Here is a 267-nt window from a genome sequence, read left to right on the forward strand (position 1 = left end):
AACAAACTTATCTTCAAACAGATACCCTGCACCACCCACTTTCCAAAATTCAAAACATGAACGAAAGTCAAATCTAAGATTTATCAAAGGTTGCCCCATGTACCATGCCAAATAATAATCAGCGGCAACCCCGTAAAGCGCTTCAAACAGTGCATACTCTTGTTCTGTTTTTAGCAACCTGCAATCCCTGACATGATCTCCTAAAAGCTCAAGCACCCAGTTACCAGGAAAATCTAAGTTATCAAAAGACTTAAATTGATCTTTTTT

General features: G+C 38.2%; 1 protein-coding gene. It reads right to left on the bottom strand.

What is annotated here, in order from left to right:
* Positions 1-267: hypothetical protein (locus SB717_RS36405; RefSeq protein ID WP_410907896.1), on the bottom strand; the 267-nt coding region annotated here is incomplete at both ends.

Source organism: Priestia sp. SIMBA_032, assembly GCF_046535215.1.
Classification (GTDB): Bacteria; Bacillota; Bacilli; order Bacillales; family Bacillaceae_H; genus Priestia; species Priestia aryabhattai.